Genomic DNA, 24,989 nt, shown 5'->3' with positions numbered 1-24,989 from the left:
CTGAGGCCGACCGTGAAGGACAAGTCTCCGAAGAGTTAACCCGCCTAACTGATGACGTAAACTATTCCCCCAGCTAACCAGCAGTCCAGGCACGATGATAATTTCATACCTGGACGTTGACAGTACTTGCAAGCAATCAGGCGGATTCTCCCTCCGTCAGAACCTCGAGAATTCGACTACCGATGTAGTCTACATGGGTCTCCAGAGCAAAATGCCCGGTATCTAGCAGCTCAATCACAGCGTTTGGGTTATCCTTGGCAAAAGCTTTAGCTCCTGGAGAGATAAAGAATGGGTCATGTTGACCCCATATAACTAGAGTAGGCAACTTAGTTTGTCGGAAGAACTCTTGGAATCTTGGGTATAAGGTCAAGTTGTCTGCATAGTCAAGAAAAAGATCGAGCTGAATTTCTTTGTTCCCAGGACGTTGCATCAGCAGATCGTCCAAAAGATATCCTTCTGGAGCAACCGAACTAGGGTCGGTTACGCCATGCTGATACTGCCAGCGGGTCGCTTTTAAGTTAAGCATGTTGTCATGAACAACCTTTCGATTTTCGGGTGACGGCGTCTTCCAGTAATCGCGAATTGGCTGCCATGCCTCTCCAAGACCTTCGAGATATGCGTTGCCATTCTGAGAAACGACGGCAGTGATTCTCTGGGGGTTAAAGAGCGCTAAGCGCAAACCGACAGGCGCACCGTAGTCGAAAACATACATTGCAAAGCGTCTCAGCTGCAATGTATCAACGAAAGCAGCAAGCGTTATAGCAAGATTGTCAAAAGTGTAGATGTAGTTACGCTCGGTTGGTACCTCGGTGAAACCGAAGCCCGGCAAATCCGGAGCTATCACCCGATAGTGTTTTGCCAGAATCGGTATGAGCTGCCGATACTGATGGGATGAAGATGGGAAGCCGTGTATGAGAAGCATTACAGGAGCGCTAGGATCACCAGCCTCCCTATAAAAAATCCTAACTCCATCTGATTCGATGTATTTTACTTCCACAGTCTTGACATGAACTAAACTAGTCATACGTGAAGTCTCTTCAAATAATGGGCAATAAGACAGTTTTCTCGATGAGGTTACTGCAAGCTTCTATAGCTCGAAAGCCTTAAGAATGAGAGGGCAGGCCTGAATTATGTTTTGGCTGATTTGCTTAGCCACTTACGAATCGATGAGGCGAATTTGGTGGTAGCCTCCAGTGGAGTAAAATGCCCTACCGCTTCTAGACGCTCCAGTGTGTAATCTACAAAGAATTCGTCCAGTAAATCAGACCAAGCTATGGGGAAAATTGGATCGTTTTCCTGCCATAGGACAGTCGTAGGAGTTTTGATACGTTCTTCTTTTCTTGGAATGGTTTCGGTTGCATATGCGGTGACAGGATTGCCGGACGAGCGATACCAAGCGACTGAGGCCTTGAAGGCACCTGGGGCAGAGTAAACGTCGGCCAGGTGATCGATTCGAGCTTCGTCGACTACATAGGTTGGACCTGACCAATGTGACCAAAAGTGATGAAGGTAGGCGCGGGCGGCGTCACGTTTGCCATCAACAAGGGTCTCGAAAAGAGACAGGTTATGGAAGCTGGTGTACCAGAACTCCATAGCTTCCTTCAGCTCAAGAACTCGGTCGCCAGCACCTGGGAGGGGTGGTGAGACCACCAATGCTTTCACCAGATCCGGCCGCATCGTAGCGATGGTCTGCGATATGAAACTGCCCACGTCATATCCACAAATAATGGCATTTTTCAGACCAAGCTCCTCCATCAATGCGATCACTGCCCGAGCTTGGCCTTTTCCGGAATAAATCTGCTCGGGGTCAGCGTCGTGTTTATCTGAGAGGCCAAACCCGCGAAGATCAGGAACTATGACGTCGGCATAATTTGTCAGCATGGGAACAAGCTGATCATAATCTGTATGATCTCCCGGCCAGCCGTGTAGAAGCACGACTGGATCTCCTGAACCAGAGCGTTCGTAGGCCAAACGAAAACCATCCGTCATAGATGAGTACTTCATGTTTTGATCTCCTAGTTCTTTGAGCTTGTTGGAAATTGGTGTGCTCAATATCGCTATGCTCAAGGCTGCTTACAAACCAGAAGATCTGCACCTCAGCGATAGAAAATCTACGCTAGTCTGTCCTGGCGAATGAGCACCGCCTTGAGCAATGCGCGTGATTTGGACTTCGGGACTCTGTGGCCCAGGACGCTAAACATGATTTAAGGATGCCAACAACGTGACTTTCCCAAAAAAGAGAGCTGTTTCGATCATCCGAATACTTACCGCACACAAAAAAAATACGATTAGAGGCGTCGAGGCTAGCGTGGGGGCGTGGCTGGAGCCGAAGCTTAGGATCAGCATCTTGATAAATCGTTAGATAGGGCGATATCGATGGAACAGCGGCTACACACGCTCAACTCAGCCATATTATCCTGCCATCTTGTTGGGCGCGCGCAGCGACTAGGGGATTGACTCACAGCCGGATTTGATAGAAGTCCTGCACTTGGGAATGAATCACGACTTTCGACTTTCGAGTTGCAGGCTGATCATGTCATTGCCACCATGGATTGAGCCTCGGACGCTATTGCCATTGGACCGTGTGGTTTGTCCAGGGATGCGGCTCCGTTGGGAAGATTGGCACTGGCGGCAACCGCATTTGCTTCTAGCCTGTTGGAGTTCGCCTATGGTCTGCTCACGTTGACTCGGTTCATGAACGAAGAACTTCGGATTGGACAATGCCTACCCGGGAGGACATCAGACGCGCAGATGAGTGAACGTCAGCCATGGCTAAGACGTCCGGGCTTCTCAGCTTTCGCATGATTTATCCATGTAGCGGCTCCTATCGACCCAAAGCGGACATTTGACAGAAAGTACGCGGTAACGAATTTTTCACTGTGGCTCCAATTCTGACCATAAACAACTTCGCCCAATGCCGACCATTAACGTGACAGGACTTCGGTGTAGTCTAAGCCTATAGGCTTTTTCTGGCCGATCTCTGCCTGTCACCAACGTCAGCTTTGGGCCGAAAGCGGCCCCTCGGTGAGCTGGACTTGAACTGATACTACTGGCTTCTTCTACGCCGGAGGTACAGGGATCTTTGAGCCGGAACGGCTTGAGCCGCTCACCTTCCGGCTTGGCAGAAACAGACAGGAAATCATCCAAAGGGGTGAACCGGCTGCGTCGTGTCCCAGCGCGGTTGATTAAACAGTACTAGCGCATCTATCTGAAGCTTACCAAAAAAACCGATTACAGCGTCCGCAGGAGGTCATCGGCGAAGGCGTTGAGCGTCGTGTAGCTGCCGCCTCCCTCCCTAGCTAAGTGGAAGCCTCGCATGCCAAAAGTCGTCGGACCATCGCAGTCACATCTCTTGGAGTCACCTACCATCCAAGCTTGGTGAGGTAGAGCACCCACTGACTGCGTAGCATGCTCATAGATTTTGCTCGAAGGTTTGATGGCCCCGACAGAAAAGCTGAAGGAGTAACCGTCCAGCGTCGGATAAAATCTTTTGATCGCTGACGCATAAGGTTTCGCGAGATTCGAACACACCACCACCTTTATCCCCGCAGCCTGTAGAGCAGCAACCGAAGCTATGCCATCGACGTACGCTTCGATGCTCGCCAACTCATCGTGAAGGTCGGCCTCAAGCTGCTCCATACAGGCACGTTCGACTCGGATGCCAAACAAATCAGCAGCTTCCTTTAAGTCCATGGGTGCGGACATCAAGACTTCTGCGTCATTGGCTTTTGGGCGCCGACCTTGCTCAATGCCAAGTTTGAAAATTTTGCGATAGGGGTGAGTGCCCTCTCTGATCTGAAGTAATGTGCCAAAAGCATCAAAAATAGCAGTCGTAACAGGCATGAGGTACCTCACTGAGCTTCGCTTCGCCAACTTTACCTAAGACTCAGTCTCCGCTTCATCGTAGCTCGAGGCAAAGCTAACTTGATTACGCTCTCAGAGACAGGAATAGGCGAACCAGGTCCCCGGTCGGTTGCTTCTGCTGTTCTGTTGAAGCGGGACCGGCGAATGATCGCCCAATCCCGCCAAGCAACCAGCGGGTGCGAGGCGCGCACCCAAGGCTGAAATAGAGCTTCTGGCGGTTAATCTTTCTGCGATCGCTCAGGACACTGATAATGCGATTCAGGCATTGATGGACTAATGTAATGACCCAAGCAAGCTGATCATTTTCGCAAGCTGATGGCCACTAGCCCCGAGTCCCGCGCCCATCAGATTGCGAGGCTTTACACCTATCTAGCCTCGGGCGGTGTCGTCAAAAAGCCGTCCTTGCCGATCAACCCAAAATCCTCGCCCCCAATTCCGCTGTCCTCGCAAAACATGTTCTGGGTACGGCGTTCCTGTTTGAGGTTGGCGATCGTGTGGAAGAAGCACCCTTCGCAGAGATGGATCTCATAGCGCTCGCCGTCGTGCCTTGTGCCGTACCCCCAGTGGGCTTGCAGCACCGCAAACTGAAGAACACCGCTCTCTGATCTGGTGGTGAGTCGGCAGACATCGCATACAACGTCTGTGACGGCTTCGATTTCGACTTTACCGGTAATCTTCATCGCATTCCCCCTCAAGCGCCCGACGACAGTCCGCACACTTCGTTGTTTGTCCTTCTTAAATCGGAGATGGTGACAATCTTGCCCACCAGCTTCACCTGATGCCCCTACGTCACAGTATCCGCGCTTGCGGCGTGGGCGGCTCAAGGTCGAATATCACCAGTTTAATCGGTTCGGATGGAGGATGCGGTACCGGTGCCCTATGCGCTTGTGGTCACTATCAAGGCGCCAGGTGTGCTGGATCTCCTTGCGCGAGTGCAGGCTGAATACCCTGTGCTGCAGACCCTCTCTGATGACATTGATGATGAGGTCCAGCTTCGGACATGAAATTCAGCCTCAACAGATTGGTAACGTAGTTGATAGACACGGAATGACTGCCCTTCAACCTTAAGGGTGATGTGTGACCAGATCGAGCTTGAGCGTTCTTTTCATCAATGCGCTGCGGCAGGTACCGCAATATCAATGCAACATCCTGAATAAGGGGCCTTCGACGAATCCGCTTACAGGTGCCCGGATCTCGCCTGCCGGCGAGAAGGACCAAAGTGGGATTCTGGAAATATCATTCCCGGGTGGGAGTACGCTGCAAGTTCACGGCGGCGCCTTCTTCGTGATCGCTTTGAAGAAAGGGGTTGAGGATGAAGCCCACACCTCACCGGAGGAGCCAGGACCGCTTGAGCCTAAGCTTTCATACACTCACCGCAGATCATGGAACTGAGTGATCAATTGCGGCGCAAGCACTCCTTGGAGCCCGAGTTATAGCTGCTCATGGCAGCGCTCAGCTTCAGGCTGAAAAGGCTGCCTATTCTGGGAATATTTTGTGCAACCATGCTGGACGGCGCCGGTGGGGCTCGCATAGTTCCATCGCCACTATTGGGTGAGCGGGACTATAGTCGAGCTAATGTCAACTTGGCGCGGAACTCGACGAGGGTCTCCATATTCGATATCCCCTCCTCGGGTATGTTCGCTATCAGCTTATCGCGATCGCTGCTCGGCCAACCTTCGACGTCATCGTCAAGCGCTAGCCAATTGGAGATTGAGGACCGGGCGGCATATTTAAGGATTTGACTATGGCGTGTCGCTTGGTCCCACCAGACGCTATCTGCCCAGTCTTTTCCCATCGAGCTGTGCCACGTGGACCCTACGACGCGAGCTTGAAGGCTGGCCGGGAGCTGTTTTTTTGCACGAGCGAATCCAAGCTGACGCACCCAACTAGTGCTTAATACAATTCTCACATCCGGGAACGGCGCTAATTCAGCTTCCAGCAACCCGGCCCACATAAAGAGCTGGCCATCTGAGCGGAGTACCGGCCCAGAGCGTCCGAGAAAGACCGAATCCGGATGCAGCACCCCGTCAAAATCTAAAAACAGAATCATGCGATCCCCCGATGAAATACCTATGAATTGACGTCTGAGCTTTGAACCGTATTTATATCGTTGCGTACTTTAGGCTGTAGGTCCATAGCGCAATAGAGCAACCCAGGTACTGATCGTGTTTGGACCCAACAGCAAGCCAAGGTCGCCTGCTTAGCAAGCGGCCGACCTTCACCCCTTAATATGAGAGATCGCGGCATAAAAACTAGAAGCAGAAGATACTCCGAGCACTTGTCTCTCAGAGGTCTAGTTGAGCTGCGTTGTCAACTCAGCTCTTCACCAATGCCATTAGAAATGGTTTTATGTTCCATTGATCTAGAGCGCGAGCACGAGACGATCTATTCAGATGCTAGATCTTAATGCAACATGTTGAAATGTTTTGTAGTAGGGCGTGCTGAATGTCCGAACAAATATTCCTGCGTCATCGTTTCCTTCCAGAGCTCCGTCTCAATTGAGTCCATGATGTTTTCGATGACTAAAGTGCGGCAGTTGGTGTGGCCTGAAATTCCTGCCGGATATTCTCTATAGTTAACATATAATGTAGTTTCAGTGGTGAGGGGGAATTGGGTAATGGCTGAAATTGAATTGTTCATTTTTTCTTGGCTATTATTTACTGCTGCCATCATCATGTGTTTGTAAGGCATTTTAGCCGCAATTTGATATTGTGGTGTGGACGACAGCTTGCGGAGGCTGAGCTTATCACCATACGTCCATTGTTTCCCAGTTGGTGTCAGGTGTTCTTGTTCTTTAATTGTCCGGGATATAGCTACGGCCAGATGGGGCGAAAACGCCATCTTAGTAATTAGTGCGCTGGTGCAAATGTAGTGTTGTAGCACTGCGGCGCAAGGTATAATCAAAATATACGTATCGTTATTTAGACGCAAATGGTTTTCATGCAAAAAAAAAGCATGTGTGTGCGGAATTTCTGGTGCTCTTATTCTGGTTTCGAAGCTGTCTTGTAATCGACCGAGAATTTCTACTTCTGACATCGGCAGGACGTTCTCATGACTAATTAGCCTTTCGGGCTGAATCGTCACCCACGCACGGTCTGTTCCAGCGGAAAGTCTTGTGGCTTTGTAAAAGAGCCCTGCTCTAAGAATTCTAAAGTCTTGGATGGGAAAGCTTGAACACCAGAACCTGTTCTCTTTGGAGTTACTCTCAAAATATGCTTTGATTTTTGATCGCTTGTGGTTAGGGTCGCAAATAATCTCGCCAACTCCTACAACAGTTGATGCGTTGAGTTTGCAAAATAATTCATAGCTGATAGGCATGTCGTCACATTGTTGTACATATTCATGACTAGCAGGGAGATCCTCTCAAATCTGCGCGCGCCCGCCGTGTGCCCCAGACGCCAAGCGAATGAGGGCGGGTCTATTGTCATTTATCTTTGTGAGATTGACAAATATCTGTGTCATTGACTTGAATCAATGGGTCTTACAGCCACCTCCGACCAGCGCAGGACCCGACGCCGAATGATGAGGTTGCCTGAAAGGCCGTTGCGGCCAACTGGTCAAAGGGGCGTGACTGGCGACCGATTGAATCGCTGCCACCTCCAGTGCTTCCAGTTCATTCAAGGGTGGCAACAGTCCAGGCAGGCGGCTGGCTAGAAGCGTTTTGCCAGTGCCAGGTGGTCCGCTGAAGAGAAGATTGTGTGCGCCAGCCGCAGCCACCAGCAGCGCGCGTTTGGCAGCGGTCTGGCCTTGCACCTCGCTCAAGTCGGGATAGGGCTGCGTCTGTAGAATCAGTCCGTTGGATTTATAAGGCGCGATGACCGTATGCCCGTTCAGGTGGGACACCAGCTCCAATAGATGACTGACTGCAATTACCTTCAGGCCTGACGCCAGGCACGCTTCTTCGGCATTCACCGCCGGTACGATCAACGTGTGCCCGGCTTCACGCGCGGCAAGCGCCGCCGGAAGCACACCCTGCACGGCTCGAATCGCCCCCGACAACGCCAACTCGCCAAGACACTCGATGCCTTCCAGGGCCAGCGTGGGCACCTGCGCGCTCGCGGCGAGCAAGCCAAGCGCAATGGCCAGATCAAATCGCCCGCCGTCCTTGGGTAAGTCGGCAGGAGCGAGATTGAGCGTGATCCGTCGCGCCGGGTATTCCAGCCGACAATTGAGGAGGGCGCTGCGCACCCGATCCTTGCTTTCCTTCACCGCACCCTCCGGCAGACCCACCAGCGTCAGGCTCGGCAGCCCGTTGGCGAGATGGGTTTCGACGGTCACGGCGGGCGCTTCCACGCCGACTTGGGCACGGCTCAGAACAATCGCGAGGGACATGGCTTTCCTTGAAGGCAGCACCGCTTCCTGCGGCGAGCTGAAGGATAGTCATTGGCCCGACGGGTTGGCGGGGGCATGTTTTTCGGGGTGTGTATGAAGGGCAGGGGCACGGGGGGATAAGTCGATTGCCACGGTGGAGGCGATCAGGGCTCAGGTTCAGCGCATTGCGCACTGCGCCTGAGCACTCACAGGGTTAAGCGCTCAACCCTGTGGCTCATCCCCCGACGCGTGTGGTTGCGTCGCTAGTTGCGCCTCCATTTCCGCCACCTTCGCCTCCAGTGCCTCAAGACGGGCGCGGGTGCGGGCGAGCACGATCATCTGGCTGTCGAATTCTTCCCGGCTAACCAGATCCAGCTTGCTGAACCCGCTTTGCAGCAGGGCCTTGAACTGGGCTTCGAATTCGCTGCGAGGAACAGGGGTTTCGCCGGTGAAGAGGCGGGAGGCGTGGCCGCTCAGGGCGTCGAGGAAGGCTTTGGGGGCGAGCATGATGAGATTCCTGAATCAGATGCCGCGAGTGTAGCACGCAGGTTTTGCATGGCTCGCAGGGTCAGGCTCTGCACGCTTTTCGCGCATCGCACCGTGCACGAGCGCACCGTTGTTGTGCGGTGTCAGCGGGCGGTGGCTACGCTTGAGCATGAATCAACCGCTGAAGTGCCGAAAATCGCGCCTATTCATGAGATGGCAAGCTTTCTGCTTAGTGGCATGTAACCCATGCACTGATGCAGTCGCTGTGACGAATGCAGTGCGGCAGGCGGAGCGGGGATGTTTCGTCATAAGCGGTTTACTGGAGGCGGTCAGGCCTGATTCGGCCACGACGCGTTACAAAGCCAGGCACTGCGCTTAGACTTGAGTCGGGTTTGTTTTCCTGGGGCAAGTCCACCAATTCGGGAGAAAGTTTCATGAAGCTAGTCACTGCCATCATCAAGCCGTTCAAGCTGGACGACGTACGCGAGTCGCTGTCCGAAATCGGCGTGCAGGGCATCACGGTTACTGAAGTCAAAGGCTTCGGACGTCAGAAGGGCCACACCGAGCTCTACCGCGGTGCGGAATATGTAGTCGACTTCCTCCCCAAGGTGAAGATCGATGTTGCGATCGACGACAAGGATCTGGACCGCGTTATCGAAGCGATAACCAAAGCGGCCAACACCGGCAAGATCGGTGACGGCAAGATCTTCGTGGTCAATCTGGAACAGGCCATCCGCATCCGTACCGGCGAAACCGATACCGACGCAATCTAAGCCGCCAAACCCAAAGCCCCAGGAGAAAACAATATGACTCTGCGTCAATTCGCAGGGCTAGGAGCCCTGTTGTCCCTCGTCACCCCTGGCTTGGCCATGGCGGCAGACGAAGTGGCAGCCCCTGTACTCAATTCCGGCGACACCGCCTGGATGCTGACCTCGACCGCCCTGGTGCTGTTCATGACCATCCCCGGTCTGGCGCTGTTCTATGGCGGCATGGTCCGCTCTAAAAACATTCTTTCCGTGATGATGCAGTGCTTCGCCATCACCGGCCTGATCAGCATCCTGTGGGTCGTTTACGGCTACAGCATGGCGTTCGACACCACCGGGATGGAAGCCAACGTCGTCAACTTCAACTCCTTCGTCGGCGGCCTCTCGAAGGCGTTCCTGGCAGGCATCACGCCCGCTAGCATCACAGGCCCGGCGGCACTGTTTCCCGAAGCCGTTTTCGTTACGTTCCAGATGACCTTCGCGATCATCACCCCGGCGCTGATCGTCGGCGCGTTCGCGGAACGCATGAAGTTCTCCGCGATGCTGATCTTCATGGCGATCTGGTTCACGCTGGTTTATGCACCGATTGCGCACATGGTCTGGAGTGGCGTCGGCGGTCTTTTGTGGGACTGGGGCGTGCTCGATTTCGCGGGCGGCACCGTTGTTCACATCAACGCCGGTGTGGCTGGCCTGGTAGCGTGCCTGGTACTCGGCAAGCGTAAAGGTTTCCCGACAACCCCGATGGCTCCGCACAACCTGGGTTATACCCTGGTGGGTGCCGCCATGCTGTGGGTAGGCTGGTTTGGCTTCAACGCCGGCTCGGCGGCTGCTGCCAATGGCACTGCCGGCATGGCCATGCTGGTTACCCAGATCGCTACCGCTGCGGCAGCGCTGGGCTGGATGTTCGCCGAGTGGCTGACCCACGGTAAGCCAAGCGCTCTGGGCATTGCCTCGGGTGTGGTTGCCGGTCTGGTTGCCGTTACCCCTGCAGCAGGTACCGTCGGCCCGATGGGTGGCCTGATTATTGGTCTCGCGGCAGGCGTAGTGTGCTTCTTCTGCGCCACCAGCCTGAAGCGCAAGCTGGGCTACGATGACTCGCTGGACGCCTTTGGTGTGCACGGGATCGGCGGTATCCTCGGCGCGATCCTGACCGGCGTGTTCGCAGCGCCGTCACTGGGCGGCTTTGGCACCGTGACTGACATCGCGGCACAAGTCTGGATTCAGTGCAAAGGCGTAGGGTTCACGGTCATCTACACCGCGATCGTGACCTTCATCATTCTCAAGGTGCTCGACATGGTCATGGGCCTGCGTGTTACCGAAGAAGAAGAAGCGGTCGGTCTGGATCTGGCTCAACACAACGAGCGTGGCTACAACTTGTAATCCACACGTCAAAAAATGCCCGGTTATCCGGGCATTTTTTTGCCTGGCGTTTGTCGATAGGGTGGTCTGCGGAAGGCGGACCGTTTCGTGTCTTGGCATGGGTCGCGGCGCTCGCTCATGATTGAGGATCCGGTGCGCTTGCGAAGGCATAAATGCCTTGATTCTCGACTGGCGCAAATCGTCACTCATTGCGCACTTTGTTTTTTTTTCCAGCGCGTTAGAATGCGCGCCGAAGGGCGGAGAACGGTATGTGGCAACAGACCTTGATCACGCTGCGGGCAAGGCCTCGTGGTTTCCATCTGGTGACTGACGAGATCGTTGCAGGGCTTCGCGAATTACGCGAATGCCGCATTGGCCTGCTGCATGTCTGGCTGCAACACACCTCGGCCTCGTTGACCGTCAACGAGAACGCCGACCCTGCGGTACGTCGCGACTTCGAGCGTTTTTTCAATCGTCTTGTGCCTCAGGGCCGCGACGGGTACGAGCATGACGACGAAGGTCCCGACGACTTGCCCGCGCACTTCAAAGCCAGTCTGCTTGGCTGCCAGCTGACATTACCGGTTACAAATGGCCGGCTGGCGTTGGGGACATGGCAAGGTATTTATCTGGGCGAGCATCGTGATGCAGGCGGTGCTCGTAAAGTCCTCGTCACGCTTCAGGGTGAGGGGCACGACCGCTGAGTGTGGGCGGTAGTTGAATTTTTTCCGGCTGTCCAAGAAATCGAGCCCAGCTGGGCTATAACTAATCTGCTTTCGCAAGTCATGAGGTAGAACATGAGCGACGACGACATCGATAACGAAGGTCTTGAAGACGATCTGGAAGGCGAAGAGGACGGTGAGGAGCTTGCAGCGGCCCCCGATGACGATGTAGCGGACGTCGAAGACAGTCCTGAAGCATCGGCGACTCCGGCCAAAGGCAAAGCCAAGGCCGCCGTCTCGGTTGACGAATTGCCCAGCGTGGAAGCCAAGAACAAAGAGCGTGATGCTCTGGCTCGCGCGATGGAAGAGTTCCTCGCCCGGGGTGGGAAGGTTGTGGAAGTGGAGGCCAATGTGGTCGCCGATCCGCCCAAGAAGCCTGACAACAAGTACGGCAGCCGTCCTATCTGAAGGAAGGTGTTCGCGCTTGATGAGAAACCCGCTGTCGCTGCGGGTTTTTTATTGCCTGCGATTCGTGTTGCCCAGGCCAAGGCTGGCGTTCGCGCAGCGTGGGTTGGGGATCAAGCCCAGCGCGCCAGCACCTCTGGCAGTTGCGTCAGGCTACTGATTTCGGCATCTGGAGCCTTGTCAGCCTCCCACACCTTGCCGCCGGGGTTGTACCAGACGGCTCGCAACCCCGCGCGTTGTGCGCCGGCAATGTCATCGCCGGGGTGGTCGCCCACGTGCACGGCTTCTCTGGCATGAGCCTGCCCGCGTTTCAGCGCTTCGATGAAGGGCGCGGGATCGGGTTTGCCGATGCCCAGATCTTCTGCGCACAACGCGAACGCAAAGTAATCGGCCAGGCCCAGGCGGCGCACGTCGGCGTTGCCGTTGGTCACGACCCCCAGCGTATAAGACTTGGTCAAAACCTCCAGTGTCGGGACGACCTCAGGGAAGATGTCCAGCTGATGCCGGCCCTGAAGAAACACCTCAAAGCTCTGGTCAGCCAGGTCCTGGGCTTCAGCTTCCGCGTAGCCGGCATCTTCGAGCGCACGGAAAAGAACCTTGCGGCGCAGTGCGCTGATGCGGTGCTTGAACGTGGGGTCTTCTTCAATCAGGCGTGAGCGGATTTCCCACAAATGCTCGACCGGAACCGGGCCAAGCCTAGGGGCGTTCGCCGTGAGCCACTCACGCAGCTTGGCCTCGGCACTGACAATCGCCGGTGCGGTTTCCCACAGCGTATCGTCCAGATCGAAGGTGATCAGCTTAATGCTCATTGTCGGAAGTACCTTTGCGCTTGGCCCGTGGATGGGCGCTGTCATACACAGTGGCCAGATGCTGGAAGTCCAGATGGGTGTAGATCTGAGTGGTTGCAATGTCGGCGTGACCCAGCAACTCCTGCACCGCACGCAGATCCTGGGACGACTCCAGCAAATGGCTGGCAAACGAGTGGCGAAGCATGTGCGGATGCAGATTCTGGCCCAGCTCGCGTTCACCCGCAGCTTTTACCCGCAGCTGGATGGAGCGCGGACCAAGGCGTCGGCCTTGCTGGCTGACAAACACCGCATCGTCCTGGGGATTGGCCAGCGCGCGTTGTTTCAGCCATTCCTGCAATGCCTCGCGGGCCTTTCTGCCGACCGGCAAGACTCGGCTTTTGCTGCCTTTGCCCAAGACCTGCACCAGGCCGTCGGCCAGATCAAGGTCTGCGCAATTGAGCCCGGTCAGCTCGGACAAACGCAAACCCGAGGAATAGAACAGTTCCAGAATTGCCTGATCGCGTCGGGCCAGAAAATCATCTTCGACGCCGCCTTCAAGCAATTGCAGTGTGCGGTCGGCATCCAGGGTTTTCGGCAAGCGACGCTCGCCCTTGGGCGGCGACAGCCCATTGGCCGGGTCGTGCTCACAGAGGCCTTCGCGGTTGAGGTAATGGTAAAAACCGCGAACCGCCGACAGCAGTCTTGCGAGGCTGCGCGATGACTGACCCTGCTGGTGCAAGCGCGCGACCAGGCCGCGCATGGCTTGAATATCCAGCGCTTTCCAGCTGCTTATGTTGTGTTTCCCGCAATGCGCCAGCACCTTGTTCAAGTCTCGGCGATAGGCCTCAAGCGTGTGGCTGGACACCTGGCGCTCGCTGCGCAGATGCATGCAGTAAGCGTCCAGTTGCTGCTCCATGACTAGCGCACCGATCGCAATGAATTGGTGAAGCGTGGGAGCAGACGGCTGAGTACGTCGGCGATGTAGCTCAGAAACAGGGTGCCGACCGAGCTTTTGTAATGCTGCGGATCGCGACTGCCAATGGCCAGAACGCCGTGCAGGCCCTGGTGGGTGAGGGCGGCCAGGGCGGTAGAACCTACTTCCTTGCTCTGCTCGCTGCCGAATAGAAATTCCAGTTCGTGGTCGCGCAACGCACCGCACACCGTTTTACCGCCAGACATCAGGCCGCCAATGGCTTTGTGTGCGTCGGCGCCGCTGACCCAACGGCCGACGGTCATGGGGTTATCGCTGAAGAGGATCAGGCTGACAAAGGGCACCTGAAATTCCTGGCGCAGGCTGTCTTCAACCGCGATAACAATCTCTTCGAGGCTGGTCGCGTCCATCAGGTCCAGAATCAGGCGACGGGTTTTTTCGAACAACCGGTCGTTGTCCCGCGCTACGTCCATCAACTGTGAGAGTCGATGCCGCATCTCGATGTTGCGTTCGCGAAGCAGCTTGAGCTGGCGCTCGACCAGCGAGACCGTATCGCCACGTTGATGGGGCACGCGCATCATCGCAAGCAGTTCGTCGTGCTTGGCGAAGAAATCAGGGTGTTCTTGCAGCCAGGCCGCAACCGACTCGGCGTCAAGCATAGGCACTGCGTGATCAGCCGGTAACTGGCCGGAGGTGTCGGTTGGAGTTTCAGGCTGGTCGGTCATTGGAATTTCTCGCTCATAGACGTACTTGGCCTTCGTAAACCCGCACGGCCGGGCCGGTCATGACGACGGAATGGCCGGGGCCGGCCCACTCGATGGACAGGCGTCCGCCTGGAAGGTCGATCAGCATCGGCGAATCCATCCAGCCTTGCGTAATTGCAGCAACCGCTGCCGCACAGGCGCCCGTGCCGCACGCCTGGGTTTCTCCGGCGCCACGCTCCCACACTCGCAGTTGGGCACGTTGACGGTCCACAACATGGAGGAAGCCCACGTTCACCCGAGCCGGAAAGCGCGGGTGGTTTTCGATCCTGGGCCCCAGCACGTGCACAGGGGCATTGTTGATGTCGTAGACGCGCAACACGGCGTGCGGGTTGCCCATGGACACCGCCGCAAGCTCAACCGTTTCGCCATCGACATCAAGCGGGTAGCAGGTCGCCTGTTCCGGCGCATCGAACGGGATGTCCGCAGGCACCAGACGCGGCGCGCCCATATCAACGCTGATCTGGCCATCGTTGCGGATGTCCAGCTCGATAATGCCGCTTTTGGTCTCGACGCGAATTTGCTTCTTGGCCGTCAGCCGCTTGTCCAGCACAAAGCGCGCAAAACACCGCGCACCGTTGCCGCACTGCTCGACTTCGGATCCGTCGGAATTGAAGATCCTGTAGCGGAAGTCAACGTCCGGGTTATTCGGGGCTTCAACCAGCAGTAACTGGTCGAAACCGATTCCGGTATGGCGATCGCCCCATTGCTTGGCGTGCTTGGGCGTGATGTGTGCGTGCTGGCTTACGAGGTCCAGCACCATGAAATCATTGCCCAGGCCATGCATCTTGGTAAAACGCAGCAGCATGGGATTACTCCGGCAGCAGGCTTTCGCCGGCAAACAACTCAGTGATGGTTTCACGGCGACGCACTTCAAAAGCCTGCTCACCGTCTACGAGCACCTCAGCCGTGCGCCCGCGGGTGTTGTAGTTGGAGCTCATCACAAACCCGTAGGCCCCGGCGGAATGCACAGCCAGCAGGTCACCCTCGGCCAGTGCGAACTCGCGCTCCTTGGCGAGGAAGTCCCCGGTTTCGCAGATCGGCCCCACGATGTCGTAAGTGCGTTTGGCACCCTCGCGCGGCTGAACTGCTGTGACATCCATCCACGCCTGGTAAAGCGCGGGACGGATCAGATCGTTCATGGCGGCATCAACGATGGCGAAGTCTTTGTGTTCGGTGTGCTTGAGGTACTCGATGCGCGTCAGCAGCACGCCCGCATTGGCGACGATAAAGCGGCCGGGCTCGAAGAGCAGTGCCAGATCGCGGCCATCCAAGCGCTCGCGCACGGCCTTGATGTAATCACCTGCCAGAGGCGGCTCCTCGTCGCGATAACGCACACCCAGACCGCCGCCCAGATCGATATGCTTCAGCAGAATGCCGCAATCGCCAAGGCGATCAACCAGGTCGAGCAAGCGGTCTAGCGCGTCGACGAAAGGGGATAGGGTCGTCAGTTGAGAGCCGATGTGACAGTCGACACCGACCACATCCAGGTTCGGCAGCTGCGCAGCCCGTATGTAAACGTCTTCGGCGTCAGCGATGGCGATGCCGAATTTGTTTTCTTTCAGGCCGGTGGAGATGTAGGGGTGAGTCCCGGCGTCGACGTCCGGGTTGACGCGCAGCGAGACCGGAGCGCGGACGCCCATTTCGGCGGCCACGACTTGCAGACGTTCAAGTTCGTCGGTGGATTCGACGTTGAAGCAATGAACACCGACTTCGAGTGCGCGACGCATGTCGTCACGGGTCTTGCCCACGCCCGAGAAAACGATCTTCTCAGGCTGGCCACCCGCCGCCAGCACGCGCTCCAGTTCGCCACGGGACACAATGTCGAAGCCGGCGCCAAGGCGCGCCAGCACATTGAGAACGCCCAGGTTGGAGTTGGCTTTCACGGCAAAGCAGACCAGATGCGGCATGCCGTCCAGGGCATCAGCGTAAGCGCGATACTGCGCCTCGATGTGCGCGCGGGAATAGACGTATGTCGGCGTGCCGAAACGCTCGGCAATGGCAGACAACGCCACTCCTTCCGCGAACAGCTCGCCGTCGCGGTAGTTGAAGGCGTCCATGACTGATTCCTAGTAGGTCGATGTCTGATGCTTGTGCGAGTGCGACTTGGTCTGGCTGGAGCCGTCGGATGAGTCGTCGTCAGGCAGGTACAGGGGACCTTTCTGACCGCAGGCAGAGACCAGACACGCAACTGCAAGCAGCGCGGCCAGGGAGGAAATCAGGCGCTTCATGGCGAAATCCTTTGTATAAGCATTAATTGCGCCCGAGTATACCGACCACCCGACAGATTGCCTATGCGCTGGAGTTCCCGTCCGGCGGGGCTTTGACGGTGCCATGCAACGATGCCGCGTGCCCCGCGCGGATTTCTGACGCAGTGAAGGGCACTTGGGCGGGTAGCCTTTGCAATTGCCAGGGAGCGACCGTATCGTGCGTCGCTGCGCCATCCGCTGACACTTTTGAGGTTCATGCAATGAGTTTGACCGAAGCCCGCTTTCACGACCTGGTCGATGCCACCCAAGAAAAGCTCGAGGATATCTTCGACGAGAGCGGTCTGGATCTGGACCTTGAGAGCTCCGCCGGAGTGTTGACCGTGAAGTTTGAAAATGGCTCTCAGTTTATCTTCAGTCGCCAGGAGCCTTTGCGTCAGCTGTGGCTGGCGGCAGTGGATGGTGGTTTCCACTTCGACTACGACGAAGAAGGCAGTCGCTGGGTGTGCGATAAGAGTGAAGAGCTGTTAGGCGAAATGCTGCAGCGGCTGGCGCAAAAGCAGGCCGGGGCCGACATCGATTTCGACGCCCTCGACGGCAGCGACGGCAACCGCTGATGGCTGTTGGTGCCACGGCGGCCAAGCCAGCAAAACCGTTGTTCAGCAATGTCAGCCCGGCGGTGCCGTCGCCGTGCATCAGCATCTGTCGGCTTGACGAGGACAAGGTCTGCACGGGATGTCAGCGCCACGTCGAAGACATCCGCGAATGGCGGTCGGCGACCGACGAGCGCCGTCGGGAGATCGTCCGGCAAGCGGATTTGCGTCGCAGCACGACTTCCAGACAAGCGTGTGAATGACTGAGCCCTGGGATCTGTAGGAGCCGGCTTGCTGGCGAATCTGATTCGGCGTTTACCTGGCGGCGCCTGAATAAAAGCCTTCGCCAGCAAGCCGGCTCCTACATATTCGGTTTATGGCGCGAAGCTGGGGCTACGTCGCGTCACGCCTCATGTCGTAAAGCCGCCCTTGTGTCGAACCGCCGTCCAGGCCGCAGCAATAGTCACATCTGATCCATCGCCGCATTCAGCGAGTCTTCGAGCTGCGCCTTGTAGCGCAGGAACAGAATCGTCTGCCCATGCGTGTCTCCGAGTATTCCTGAAAGGTCCAGGTCGGTGATATAGCAGCGGTACCGTTGCGCTTCGCGCCGCTGCTCGAGGATCCGCCGAGCCACGACGCTGAACAGCTGATCGCCATATTCCAGCTCGGAAAATTCCATCCCGTCGCAATACAGTGTCACGCTCACCTGACCGGGCGATGCCTCCTCGATGATCGCCTGCACGTCAAAGAATGAATTGTCGATCAGTACGGTCGGCGGCGGGCGGTGCTCGACGCGACGGGCTCGACCTGAGCCGTCCGGGGTGATGCGGTAATACAGCGTTTCCAGCGACATCGAACCCGGCGGGTTATCCAGCGGCAGCAATGCCACGCGACGGTACATCAGCGACTGGAAAAAACGTCGCAGCGGCACCAGCAGGCTGGGTTCATCGTGGTAGTCCACACGCTGATGCCACAGCGAATTATGTTCATCGAGCACATACAGATCGGCATGCGGTTCATTTATCCGATAAAACACCTGGACGCATTCCGGGTGGCCATAAGGGATAAGCAGGGACAGGTCCGAATCATCCAGTGCCTGGGGGTCCAGATGAATCGGGCTGTAAGTGGAGAGTTCTTCACCCAGATATGCGTACAGCGCCGGCAAATGCTCAAGCGCGACATGGCTGATGTGGCCCGGCATCATCTCCAGCACGTGATAGCGTTGCTCGACCTGGATGAGGTACCGATGATTCAGTCGCCGGGCCAGCAGCAGTTGCGCCGTGCCGATGAGCTCCTCCACACGTTGCGCAATTGCCGGTGCGCGGTTGTGACAGAAGCTACGCACGCGAATGACGGGTTTCGTAGCGGTCGCCTCAAGTCCGTTGAGCAACTCGGTCAGGCAGTCCAGCAACGCATACGGACCGTCGAAGCGATTGACCAGCACCTCGTTCCAGCTGTTGAGGGTGATTTGATCGAACGTCAATACGAGATTTTCCCGAACGCCGGCATAGCTCAGGGAATCGGTGCGCTCCGTGGTCATCAGGATGTTCAGATCTTTATGGTGCCGGAGTGGATCGACGCCGACGTTGACCAGCAGCAGTATCTCGCGAGGCACGCTAGGGCTCAGCAACACGTCTTCCTCGACCATGCCCAGCGGCAGAGCAATGGTCTGTTGCAAGGCGCCCTGGAGGTTGAACAGCTCAAACTCGGTCAGATCGCTGATGCCCGGATGCAGCGCAAGGTGCGTGCTGGTGTCGATGACGGTGTTGCGATGGCACCACGTCAACAGTTCGAGCAACTCGCGACAGCGCTTTATTGGAGCGAAAGTTTCCAGTTCGTACGCGCTCAGGTTGCCGTTATAGAGACACCACTGGTATTTGCCAGGCTCGCGCTTGTTGGGTAACTGCGCCAGTGTCAGGGTGTCTTCCGCCAGGTCCGGCGCGATGCCCGGGTTCAAAAACTCTACTTTGCCGGCTTTGCGCTCGAATGCAGCGTACAAGCGGCGCCCGAGCACACTGAGGTCGCGCTTGTTGATTGAAGTCCCTGCCTTGTGCGCGCGGGCGAACTGGATCAGGAAGCGGTAGCTGAGGTTGAGCTCGCCCACCACCGCGCGACGTTCGCTGGCCACCTGCCGGACTTTCCACTGGCTGCGACTGTCCAGCAGCGCAAGTTGGCGCTCGTCCCACTTCCACTCGCTGACCAGTCGCTCCAGCAAAGCACGTTGCCAGCCGGTAGTGCGGTGGCGCGCTGCGCCAGTCAGCTTTTTGTTCACCTTCAGGTACAGGCTGCGGCGCACCAGCTCAAGGCGTTCAGGCTCCCCTCTGGCGAGCAGGTATTCTTCGATGCGCCGATAAACCATGACGTAGGGATCAAGTTCATCCAGATCGGCCTGACAGGTGAACACCGCTTGCTTGAAGCGCATGCTCAGGCACTGCACCTCGGGATGCTCACTGGCATAGACTTCGGTCAGCAGCAGCTTGAGCACTGATTTGTAGGGCGATTCAATACCCTTGAACAGCTGCCAAAGCCCGGCACCGATGAATTCGCCCGGCGGTATGAGCGACATATTCCCCAAATCCAGCACTTCGTCGGCGCGGATAAAGCGCTTCGACAACAGGGTATGCGTGTATTCGGCGTATCGGGTTTCTTCGTAAACCGGCACCAGCCACCACATCGGGGTGCGCCCGGCCAGCCAGATGGCGGTGCGATAGAACTCGTCGAGCAGCAAAAAGTGCTGGGTCGTGCCGCAGTCTTCACCGCTTAGCTGCGCGTCTCGCTCGCCGGCGACGAAGCGCTGCGGGTCAACCAGAAAAAAGTGCGCCTCGGCGCCCATGCTCGCTGCCCAGCTTTCAAGCGCCTGACATTTTTTGCGCAGCTCCTGGACGTCCTCCGCAGACAGGTACGGGTCATGGCAGATCCATACGTCCATATCGCTCTGGTCGGTCTGCGCAAGCGTGCCAAGACTGCCCATCAGGAAGATGCCGTGAATCGGCTGCGGTGCATTCCCGCGGCGTGGTTTGTAGGAAAAAGACCGTGTCAGGCGTTGCGCCTCGGCAAGGGCCTGGCCGTCAGGCTCGTAGTGTGAAACCCCGGCCGGTGTGGACCCTGAAACATAGCCTGGCAACAGCGGGTGATTGACGTGAAAAAACAGCGGGAGCAGCGCAAGCACACTCTGCTGCCTCGTCGACAGCCCTTCATTTGCACGTAGCAACCGGCCTTGGCTTAAGGCCAGAAAACGGCTTCGTAATTGAGCGAGGACCTTGCGGTCAATGCCCTCATCCAAATCCGGGCGAATTTCGGAACTACGCGTCATCGCGACTCGAAGCCGGCGGGCGGCACTGCATAAAGGGTGAAGGTGCAGCGACAGTCAAGACGGTTACCGATGGGGCCGAAAGGGCTCGGGCAACTGCGCGTCTTTTTTATGGCGCCATTATTTTATCGGCGCAGCATCGTATAAATGGAGGATTCGCGAAACCTTTATTTAATGCGTCCAGGCAAGGCTTCGCGAGGTGCAGGTTCAGGCGGCTTCCTGGCTCGTGGCGAGAATGATCAGCAGCGATTGCGCATGTTCAGCGGCATCCAGCCCAAGGCTGGTCAGGTACCCGCCATCGACTTGCGTGATGAGGCCTTTGTCAAAGAGGCGTTGAGTGGCGGCGATGGCCGCAGGTGCTGCGACATGGTGAACCTTCAGACCCTCTTTGGTGTTACTCAGATTGAACAGCGACAGGATTTCCAGCTCGGCAACCACTTCAGGGGTAAACGACATAGGTGCTCCAGACTTTTCCAGTGGATACACCGCGACCAAAATCGCAGGCGTGACGGCCTCGTCGCCAGGCGACAGCGAGGCTGTTGGAGTGTAGTTAGCGTCTGGGGATTTTGCAGAAAGTATCTGGCCGGTCGTCAGATCGGTGATCGACCGGCATGTGCAGCGGAGGTTTACTCTTCGTCAGCCAGCTTCACACCGGGCGGCATGTCAGGCAGCGCGCGCAGCGCTTGTTCATACCAGGCGGTATTGAAAGCGCGGTCGTCCTCAAGGATGCCGTCGATTTCGACCGCCAGCACGTGGGCCATCATCACCAGAATTTCTTCACGCTCGTAACCGACCAGAGTCAGCTTGTTGAACGTCGCTTTGGCCGCTGGCGGGTTGTCGCTTTCAATCTGGTTTTCAATCGCCTGAATCAGGGTCGTCTCGGCAAACTCTTCTTCGTCGTTTTCGATGTGGTCGCTCATGGTGTTCTCGATGTACTGCCCATTAATGAGGCCGCCCGCGTCGGGCAGCCCGTTCGAAGCGTTCAGCGCGTGGCAAGCAAGTGCTGGCCGCGCGCAACCGCCGCTCTGACCTGTGCCGGTGCAGTGCCGCCGATGTGATTGCGGGCGTTGACCGAGCCCTCGAGCGTCAGCACCGCGAAGACGTCCTGTTCGATCTGGTCGCTGAAGCGGCGAAGCTCGTCCAGCGTCATCTCGGCCAGGTCTTTGCCTGTCTCGACGCCATACTTGACTGCGTGACCGACGATCTCGTGGCAATCACGGAATGGCAGCCCGCGGCGAACCAGGTAGTCGGCAAGGTCGGTAGCGGTGGAAAACCCGCGCAGCGCCGCCTCACGCATGATCGCGTGTTTTGGCTTGATCGCCGGAATCATGTCGGCGAAGGCGCGCAGCGAATCGCGGAGCGTGTCGGCTGCGTCAAACAGTGGCTCCTTGTCCTCCTGGTTGTCCTTGTTGTACGCCAGCGGCTGGCCCTTCATCAGGGTCAACAGGCCCATCAGGGCGCCGAACACGCGGCCGCTTTTGCCACGAACCAGCTCGGGCACGTCAGGGTTTTTCTTTTGCGGCATGATCGAACTGCCGGTGCAGAAGCGGTCAGGCAGGTCGATAAACTGAAATTGCGCGCTGGTCCACAGCACCAGCTCTTCGGAGAAGCGCGACAGGTGCATCATGGCGATGCTGGCCGCAGAGCAGAATTCGATGGCGAAGTCGCGGTCCGAAACGCTGTCCAGCGAGTTGCCACCTACGGCCTCAAAACCCAAAAGCTGACACGTCAGCTCGCGGTCGATGGGGTAGGTGGTACCGGCCAGCGCGGCGCTGCCCAGCGGCATGCGGTTTGTGCGCTTGCGGCAGTCGACCAGGCGTTCGTAATCACGGCTGAGCATCTCGAACCACGCCAGCATGTGGTGGCCGAAGGTGACCGGCTGTGCTGTTTGCAGGTGGGTGAAGCCCGGCATGATGCTGTCGGCTTCGCGCTCGGCCAGGCCCAGCAGACCTTCCTGCAGGCGGGTGATCTCGGCCAGAATCAGGTCGATCTCGTCACGCAGCCAGAGGCGGATGTCGGTTGCTACCTGGTCATTTCGGCTACGGCCGGTGTGCAGCTTTTTACCCGTGACGCCGATGCGGTCGGTCAGCCGCGCCTCGATGTTCATGTGCACGTCTTCAAGGTCCACGCGCCAATCGAACGTGCCGGCCTCGATCTCGCCCTGAATGGTGGCGAGCCCGCTGATGATAGTGTCGCGCTCCGCGTCGGTCAGCACGCCGACCTTGGCCAGCATCTTGGCGTGGGCAACGGAACCCATGATGTCGTGCCGATAAAGGCGCTGATCGAAAGTGACGGAGGCGGTGAAGCGCGCGACGAACGCGTCGACGGGTTCACTGAAGCGGCCGCCCCAGGACTGATTGGTCTTGTCGGTGCTCATGATTCGCTCGCTGCTGTGCTGGTTGCTGAACTGATAAAAATCGGCGCCGGCCGATTCTAAAGGCGCGGCCGATGATAACAGCATTGCTGCTTATTTATCCCCGGCGGCTTGCCCGCAACGGTAGTAGCGAAGAGACTGGCCATCATGCAAAACGCGCGTAAACACCCGGGCCAGATCGGCCCGCCTGACAAAGAGTTCTTCCTCCCGGAACTGTGCCTGCCCCAGGCGTTGCTGATACTGGTGGTGCTGGCAGAGCTGCTGGTCTTTGTGCTTGTGCTCATTGAACCGATGCGGCCAGAGTTCGACTGGGTGCGGCTGGCGCTGATATCCCTGTTCGTGCAGTGGATCGTTTTGCTTTCCGCCGCGCTGTTATGCGGCTTGCGGCCATGGCTGGCCCGGTTGCGTCCTGGGGTGGCGGGCTCCGTGGGTTGTCTGCTGGTCGTCGCAGTGACGCTGCTGTGCACCGCGGTGACTGACTACTGCCAAGTCAATGCCGCGACCTCGTTGGGTGGCGTCATTGAGCGGTATCTGCGTTATGCCCTGATCGCCCTGATCATGTCTGCGCTGATGCTGCGTTATTTTTATCTGCAAAGTCAGTGGCGCAAGCAGCAACAGGCCGAACTTCAGGCTCGGATTGAGTCCTTGCAGGCGCGTATTCGTCCGCACTTCCTGTTCAACACGCTTAACAGTATCGCCAGCCTGGTCACCACCGACCCGCATAAGGCGGAACAAGCCGTGCTTGATCTGTCGGATCTGTTTCGGGCCAGTCTGGGTAAGCCCGGCAGCCTGACTACGTGGCGCGAAGAGCTTGAATTGGCAAAACGCTATTTATCGATTGAGCAATATCGACTTGGAGAGCGTCTACAGATGGACTGGGCCGTAAGTGCAATTCCCGACGACTTGCCAATTCCCCAGCTAACCTTGCAGCCATTGTTGGAAAACGCATTGATTTACGGCATCGCGCCCCGTGTTGAAGGCGGCGTGGTCAGGGTCGAGGCGGACTACGAAGGGGGAGTATTCACATTGCGCGTCAGTAATCCTTACGATGAGGCCGCCTTACGGCAAAACTCAAGCGGCACTCAGCAGGCCTTGGCCAACATCGGCGCTCGACTCACGGCACTTTTCGGTCCCCTCGCCAGTCTGAGCGTGGAGCGCCGAGACGGTCGTCACTTCACCTGTCTACGCTATCCTTGTGCGAGACTCACGCAGGAAGCCAGAGCTATATGAATGTCCTGATCGTTGATGATGAACCCCTAGCCCGAGACCGCTTGAGCCGCATGGTAAGCGAGCTTGAGGGCTACAAGGTTCTTGAACCCAGCGCCACAAATGGCGAAGAAGCCTTGCAGCTGATTGAAAATTTGAAACCCGACGTGGTGTTGCTGGATATCCGCATGCCTGGCCTGGACGGTCTCCAGGTCGCGGCTAAATTGTGCGAGCGCGACGCCCCACCCGCAGTGGTGTTCTGTACGGCGCACGATGAGTTCGCGCTTGAAGCCTTCAAGGTGAGTGCCGTCGGTTACCTCGTCAAACCGGTTCGTCCCGAACACTTGCTCGAAGCATTGCGCAAGGCCGAGCGGCCTAATCGCGTGCAACTCGCTGCCATGACCCGACCCGCCGCCGAGAGCGGTGCCGGTCCCCGGAGTCATATCAGCGCCAGAACCCGCAAGGGCATCGAACTGATCCCGCTGGCCGAAGTTATCTATTTCATTGCCGACCACAAGTACGTGACCTTGCGCCACGAGGGCGGCGAAGTGCTGTTGGATGAGCCACTCAAGGCGTTGGAGGACGAGTTCGGTGATCGCTTTGTACGCATTCACCGCAACGCGCTGGTAGCCCGGGAACGGATCGAACGCCTTCAACGCACGCCGCTGGGTCACTTTCAGCTGTTCCTGAAAGGGCTTAATGGCGACGCATTGATTGTCAGCCGCAGGCATGTAGCGGGTGTGCGCAAGATGATGCAGCAGCTGTAAGCCACCTCGGCTGGGGCTTCTGGCAAGTCAGGCAGGCGACACGCCGTCGCATGGCGTCCGTTGATCGATTGAGATCATGATGCGCGCAGATTGAATACAGTCATTCGGCCCGAACTGGTCGAGCTGTTATTATTCGCCGCATTC

General features: G+C 57.2%; 25 protein-coding genes and 1 pseudogene. 8 read left to right on the top strand and 18 right to left on the bottom strand.

Annotated elements, in window-relative coordinates; translation table 11 throughout:
* Positions 1-136: 136 nt before the first annotated feature.
* From QRN48_RS06305 to QRN48_RS06270, 8 genes and pseudogenes are all read right to left on the bottom strand, one after another.
* The gene (locus tag QRN48_RS06305) at positions 137-1,024 is read right to left on the bottom strand and encodes an alpha/beta fold hydrolase (protein ID WP_285349488.1); all 888 of its coding nucleotides are present in this window, start codon (positions 1,022-1,024) and stop codon (positions 137-139) included.
* A 104-nt stretch (positions 1,025-1,128) separates the two neighbouring features.
* Positions 1,129-2,004 carry an alpha/beta fold hydrolase gene (locus tag QRN48_RS06300; RefSeq protein ID WP_285349486.1) on the bottom strand — a complete coding sequence of 292 codons (876 nt, stop codon included), beginning with the start codon at positions 2,002-2,004 and terminating at the stop codon, positions 1,129-1,131.
* Positions 2,005-3,231: 1,227 nt separating this feature from the next.
* Complete coding sequence (locus tag QRN48_RS06295) at positions 3,232-3,843, bottom strand: HAD family hydrolase (protein ID WP_285349485.1); 612 nt, start codon at positions 3,841-3,843, stop codon at positions 3,232-3,234.
* Between the two features lie 386 nt (positions 3,844-4,229).
* A complete protein-coding gene (locus tag QRN48_RS06290; protein ID WP_285349483.1) occupies positions 4,230-4,544 on the bottom strand; it encodes a hypothetical protein in 315 nt (104 codons plus the stop codon).
* A gap of 881 nt (positions 4,545-5,425) precedes the next feature.
* Positions 5,426-5,914 (bottom strand): HAD domain-containing protein, encoded by a 489-nt coding sequence (locus QRN48_RS06285; protein WP_285349481.1) that lies wholly within the window; start codon positions 5,912-5,914, stop codon positions 5,426-5,428.
* A 353-nt stretch (positions 5,915-6,267) separates the two neighbouring features.
* Positions 6,268-7,182: a hypothetical protein gene (locus tag QRN48_RS06280; protein WP_285349479.1), complete on the bottom strand. Its 915-nt coding sequence runs from the start codon at positions 7,180-7,182 to the stop codon at positions 6,268-6,270.
* Between the two features lie 162 nt (positions 7,183-7,344).
* Positions 7,345-8,196, bottom strand: a pseudogene (locus QRN48_RS06275) (YifB family Mg chelatase-like AAA ATPase); the annotation flags it as partial.
* A gap of 201 nt (positions 8,197-8,397) precedes the next feature.
* The gene (locus QRN48_RS06270; protein ID WP_037016616.1) at positions 8,398-8,682 is read right to left on the bottom strand and encodes an accessory factor UbiK family protein; all 285 of its coding nucleotides are present in this window, start codon (positions 8,680-8,682) and stop codon (positions 8,398-8,400) included.
* A gap of 413 nt (positions 8,683-9,095) precedes the next feature.
* On the opposite strand from QRN48_RS06270, the gene glnK reads away from it, so the two are divergent.
* The 4 genes from glnK (at position 9,096) to sutA (ending at position 11,911) form a co-directional block, all read left to right on the top strand.
* Positions 9,096-9,434, top strand: coding sequence for a P-II family nitrogen regulator (gene glnK / locus QRN48_RS06265; RefSeq protein WP_002555808.1), 339 nt, complete (start codon positions 9,096-9,098; stop codon positions 9,432-9,434).
* A 33-nt stretch (positions 9,435-9,467) separates the two neighbouring features.
* Positions 9,468-10,805, top strand: coding sequence for an ammonium transporter (locus QRN48_RS06260; protein WP_037016614.1), 1,338 nt, complete (start codon positions 9,468-9,470; stop codon positions 10,803-10,805).
* Positions 10,806-11,053: 248 nt separating this feature from the next.
* Complete coding sequence (locus tag QRN48_RS06255) at positions 11,054-11,485, top strand: secondary thiamine-phosphate synthase enzyme YjbQ (RefSeq protein WP_285349477.1); 432 nt, start codon at positions 11,054-11,056, stop codon at positions 11,483-11,485.
* Positions 11,486-11,578: 93 nt separating this feature from the next.
* Positions 11,579-11,911, top strand: coding sequence for a dormancy-specific transcriptional regulator SutA (gene sutA, locus QRN48_RS06250; RefSeq protein WP_037016609.1), 333 nt, complete (start codon positions 11,579-11,581; stop codon positions 11,909-11,911).
* A gap of 110 nt (positions 11,912-12,021) precedes the next feature.
* Here sutA and QRN48_RS06245 read toward each other — a convergent pair whose 3' ends face one another.
* The 6 genes from QRN48_RS06245 to lptM are packed head-to-tail and all read right to left on the bottom strand — an operon-like array spanning position 12,022 to position 16,619.
* Complete coding sequence (locus QRN48_RS06245) at positions 12,022-12,717, bottom strand: HAD family hydrolase (protein WP_285349475.1); 696 nt, start codon at positions 12,715-12,717, stop codon at positions 12,022-12,024.
* On the bottom strand, positions 12,707-13,612 hold the full coding sequence (gene xerC / locus QRN48_RS06240) for a tyrosine recombinase XerC (RefSeq protein WP_037016603.1): 906 nt from the start codon (positions 13,610-13,612) through the stop codon (positions 12,707-12,709). The genes QRN48_RS06245 and xerC overlap by 11 nt, the downstream gene beginning before the upstream one ends.
* Before the next feature lie 2 nt (positions 13,613-13,614).
* A complete protein-coding gene (locus tag QRN48_RS06235; RefSeq protein WP_285349473.1) occupies positions 13,615-14,352 on the bottom strand; it encodes a DUF484 family protein in 738 nt (245 codons plus the stop codon).
* Between the two features lie 13 nt (positions 14,353-14,365).
* A complete protein-coding gene (gene dapF, locus QRN48_RS06230; protein WP_191944138.1) occupies positions 14,366-15,196 on the bottom strand; it encodes a diaminopimelate epimerase in 831 nt (276 codons plus the stop codon).
* Positions 15,197-15,200: 4 nt separating this feature from the next.
* Positions 15,201-16,448, bottom strand: coding sequence for a diaminopimelate decarboxylase (gene lysA, locus QRN48_RS06225; RefSeq protein WP_037016594.1), 1,248 nt, complete (start codon positions 16,446-16,448; stop codon positions 15,201-15,203).
* Between the two features lie 9 nt (positions 16,449-16,457).
* Complete coding sequence (lptM, locus tag QRN48_RS06220) at positions 16,458-16,619, bottom strand: LPS translocon maturation chaperone LptM (protein WP_037016591.1); 162 nt, start codon at positions 16,617-16,619, stop codon at positions 16,458-16,460.
* Between the two features lie 239 nt (positions 16,620-16,858).
* Here lptM and cyaY point away from each other — a divergent pair, with 239 nt between their 5' ends.
* Positions 16,859-17,212 carry an iron donor protein CyaY gene (cyaY, locus tag QRN48_RS06215; RefSeq protein ID WP_037016588.1) on the top strand — a complete coding sequence of 118 codons (354 nt, stop codon included), beginning with the start codon at positions 16,859-16,861 and terminating at the stop codon, positions 17,210-17,212.
* A complete protein-coding gene (locus QRN48_RS06210; protein ID WP_037016585.1) occupies positions 17,212-17,451 on the top strand; it encodes a DUF1289 domain-containing protein in 240 nt (79 codons plus the stop codon). The genes cyaY and QRN48_RS06210 overlap by 1 nt, the downstream gene beginning before the upstream one ends.
* Before the next feature lie 200 nt (positions 17,452-17,651).
* Here the strand turns inward: QRN48_RS06210 and QRN48_RS06205 are convergent, their stop codons facing one another.
* From QRN48_RS06205 to argH, 4 genes are all read right to left on the bottom strand, one after another.
* Positions 17,652-20,501, bottom strand: coding sequence for a class I adenylate cyclase (locus QRN48_RS06205; protein ID WP_285349469.1), 2,850 nt, complete (start codon positions 20,499-20,501; stop codon positions 17,652-17,654).
* Between the two features lie 204 nt (positions 20,502-20,705).
* Positions 20,706-20,954, bottom strand: a complete 249-nt coding sequence (locus QRN48_RS06200) for a TIGR02647 family protein (protein ID WP_037016580.1) — start codon at positions 20,952-20,954, stop codon at positions 20,706-20,708.
* 170 nt (positions 20,955-21,124) lie between these two features.
* Positions 21,125-21,418: a hypothetical protein gene (locus tag QRN48_RS06195; RefSeq protein ID WP_191944135.1), complete on the bottom strand. Its 294-nt coding sequence runs from the start codon at positions 21,416-21,418 to the stop codon at positions 21,125-21,127.
* Between the two features lie 62 nt (positions 21,419-21,480).
* On the bottom strand, positions 21,481-22,875 hold the full coding sequence (argH, locus tag QRN48_RS06190; RefSeq protein WP_037017586.1) for an argininosuccinate lyase: 1,395 nt from the start codon (positions 22,873-22,875) through the stop codon (positions 21,481-21,483).
* Positions 22,876-23,019: 144 nt separating this feature from the next.
* Here argH and QRN48_RS06185 point away from each other — a divergent pair, with 144 nt between their 5' ends.
* Positions 23,020-24,102 carry a sensor histidine kinase gene (locus QRN48_RS06185; RefSeq protein ID WP_052075336.1) on the top strand — a complete coding sequence of 361 codons (1,083 nt, stop codon included), beginning with the start codon at positions 23,020-23,022 and terminating at the stop codon, positions 24,100-24,102.
* Positions 24,099-24,845 carry a LytR/AlgR family response regulator transcription factor gene (locus QRN48_RS06180; RefSeq protein WP_037016575.1) on the top strand — a complete coding sequence of 249 codons (747 nt, stop codon included), beginning with the start codon at positions 24,099-24,101 and terminating at the stop codon, positions 24,843-24,845. Before QRN48_RS06185 ends, QRN48_RS06180 begins: the two co-directional genes overlap by 4 nt.
* Positions 24,846-24,989 lie beyond the last annotated feature (144 nt).

Origin of the sequence: Pseudomonas sp. ME-P-057 (assembly GCF_030208975.1) — a bacterium.
GTDB classification, from domain to species: domain Bacteria; phylum Pseudomonadota; class Gammaproteobacteria; order Pseudomonadales; family Pseudomonadaceae; genus Aquipseudomonas; species Aquipseudomonas lutea.
This window is presented reverse-complemented; position numbering and strand designations above follow the sequence as displayed.